Source organism: Okeania hirsuta (assembly GCF_003838195.1).
GTDB classification, from domain to species: Bacteria; Cyanobacteriota; Cyanobacteriia; order Cyanobacteriales; family Microcoleaceae; genus Okeania; species Okeania hirsuta.
On the sequence record NZ_RCBY01000437.1, the window covers coordinates 1 to 3,134 of the forward strand.

Here is a 3,134-nt window from a genome sequence, read left to right on the forward strand (position 1 = left end):
GTTCCGAATATCAATACAAAGTTTCAGCAGGATCAAAAGGTTTCGATCTTTAATGTCCTTCCCGAAAATACGGTGATTTGGGTCAAGGATTTCCAGGTATTATTGGATAGTCTAGCCATCTGCTTCGAAAAGGCGGAACAGTTTGCTAAAACAATCACGGTGTTGGATGAGGGAGAATTGGCAGAGATATTCCGGGATCGTGCCTTCATCTCGCCCTAATGCAATCATTAATATAGAGCAGCACCACATTGTAGGACTTACCGACAGGTGCAGCCCATTGTGTACAATACTTCTTGTCTATCAGCGCATCACAACCTAGTTTAATAAGAACTTGTCTACTGATGATACTTTAAATGATCAGAGCAAAGAGGGAATTAACAACTATACCTACGGAAACGCGAAGCAAAATCGAGCGCTTTACGCGATCTTTGATGACCTAAGGCCGAAGTCAACTTCCATCCTGTTCCCGTTTCTATACCAAGGGTTTATTGATAAGGATTTAAAGATCGCATGCTTTACGGATCATAAATCTTTGATCGATTCCACAGATAAAGCTGCGAAGGGGGTTCACCAAAGACCGAGCATTAATCTCAAGCTTTAAGAGAACTTCGGTCCCGAGATTTGTTACGCACATGACCATGCGTAGGTCGTTTTCTGGCTTGAAAAGATTGATATCAATGGTCATTTCAAGAATCCGTGCGCTTAATTATAAGAACAAGATATACTCTACGTATCCATCAACTCCCTACATAAGGATTTCTAAGTACAGTGGGAAGAAGGCATTGTTCCCAAACTAAACAAGTTGGATCGGAGGCGTGGAAGAGCCTTAAGAGCCGAACCAGAGAAGGTCAAGGAATTGCAGGTGAGTGACTCAATTATACGCCAAGCGTCTGCACAAAGGGCATGCTTTCCGAGGATGGTTACTCAAATGAATTGAAGCCCCCTTTATATACGAAGACACTCCAGAACAACTAAAGACTACACGGGTAAGGAAGACATGTCAAGCCCTTCATGATCGTTTTGATCTGTGGAGATTTGGTTTTGGCAAAACCGAGATAGCCATCGTGCCGCCTTCAAAGCCGTTCCGATGGCAACAGGTCGCCTTTCTGGTACCTACTCGATCTGGCTTGCACACTATCGAACTTTAGCGAACGCCTTAAGACATTTGGTATCAAGGTGGACTACGTCAATCGCTTAGAACTGCCGCCCAAAAAAGAGTCTATTTAAAGAACTCAGAAGGTAGTATTGAGTTGTAATCGGTACACATGCACTGCTCAACAAAGAGGTCGCTTTAAGATTTGGGACTTTGGTGTTGACGAGGAACAAAATTTGGTGTTTCTGCAAAGGAAAAACTACCGTAACCTTAAGGGTAAATGTAGATACGCTTACCCCTGACTGCAACCCCATACCTCGTACCTTGCAATTTAGTTTATGGCGGCCAGAGACCTTCGGTTATCCGAACGGCACGCCCAACCGCCAGCCTATCCATACGGAAGTGGTATTTTCAATCAGGAACTGATAAAGGAAGCCATCTATTATGAGGGTGCATCGAGTGGCCAGGTTTTTTTGTTCATAATGGGGTTAAGACCTTGCCCGAGTGACGGCGAGATCCGAAGGATGTGTCCTGATGTAGATGTAGGAACAGCTCATGGGCAAATGGATCCTAAGCAGCTGGAGAAAACCCTCTGGATTTCATTGATGGACATTTGAGTATTGGTCTTGTACCAAATCATTGAAACGGGTTTCGGATATTCCCAATGCCAATACGATATCATCAACAATGCATCAGTTGCATTGAGTGACTTGCACCAGTTGTCGCGGCCCGGGTAGGGCGGTTCGAATAAGACAAGCCTTCTGCTATTTATTCAGTCCTCCTATGTCCACATTAACCCTGATGGCCAGGAACGCTTCCGACCTTGGAAGAATTCTCCGATTTAGGTAGTGGTTTAACATTCGCGATGCGCGATTCAGATATCCGACGGTGCAGGTAATTTATTAGGGGGAGAACAAGTGCTTCATTTCAGAAATGGCTATGAAATATCAGCCTATTTTGAAGAGGCCATACAAGAGCAAAAAATAGAACGAATTCAAGGAAGTCTCAAGGAGGATTAGAGAAAAATCCTCAGTTGGGTATGTACATGTTCAGGTGGACACCGACGTGAAGTATGCTGATTCCTGACGATATGTTAGCAATATCCAGGAACGACTGAGCCATATACTGAATTGGATAAATTTTGAACAGGAGGAGGTGTTTAGCTTTTCACGATAGTTGAGGGACCGATTTGGCCCTGTACGAAGAGTTATCTCTTTTGATGGATTGCTAACTCGTTGATCGCAAAGGAACTGGGCTTTTGAACGGATCATTCTAAAATAATAACTGCGGTGCTATTTTGGAAAACCCACAGTCGCCGTATTATGAGCCCTATATTCAATGCGATTATGGCTTTCATTTCTACAAGGGCATGAAATCGGATTCGCATGAAGCAGAGCGAATCGCCATCTGATTCTTGTGAGGCGGCATCCGAAGTCTCCAGGCTGCCAAACAAATTTTGGAATCCTGGATGAAGATTGCAGTTTAGAACATCTTCAAAATAAAGAAATGATTTAAAGTTAGACACAAGTGAGGTTCCCCGCGCGGAATCTTTTAGGATACTATATTATCCATTACTCTTTTTTGCTCATTTAGCTGCGAGATGGCTGCGTTTAATACAATATTCTCTAAGACCAACTCTTCTATCTACTTATCTAGACACACTGAACAAAAGTGTCTTGGGGCTCTGTCATCGTCTAAGACAGGCCCCACAATTTTCCCACACCATTTTAAAGAGAAATGAAAAAGGAAAAGCCTTGCTTTTTCATGTATATCTTTCATATACGTTAGTCTCGCATAAGAGTCCTGTTTGTGATTGATGGCGAGGCCCCCAATCGCAAACATTATGAGAAAACACACACTATTAGGTCTTCTAGTAGCTATGTACTGCTTTTGGCAAGTTACCCTATCTGCCTTTATCGCCTTGAATTCCTCCCAGAGCTCGCAATGCTTGTGCGCCGCTAGCTGTATTATCGTTAATTGTATTCCAGGATTGTAGGTCGGTATTTCCAGGGTTGTGGTCGAAGTACATACTGAAGGCTTC

Annotated in this window: 1 protein-coding gene; it reads left to right on the plus strand. The window is 43.4% G+C overall.

What is annotated here, in order from left to right; all coding sequences use genetic code 11:
• A partial coding sequence (locus tag D5R40_RS38490; RefSeq protein WP_205127791.1) for a hypothetical protein occupies positions 1 to 219 on the plus strand: 219 nt, incomplete at its 5' end.
• Positions 220 to 3,134: the final 2,915 nt, after the last annotated feature.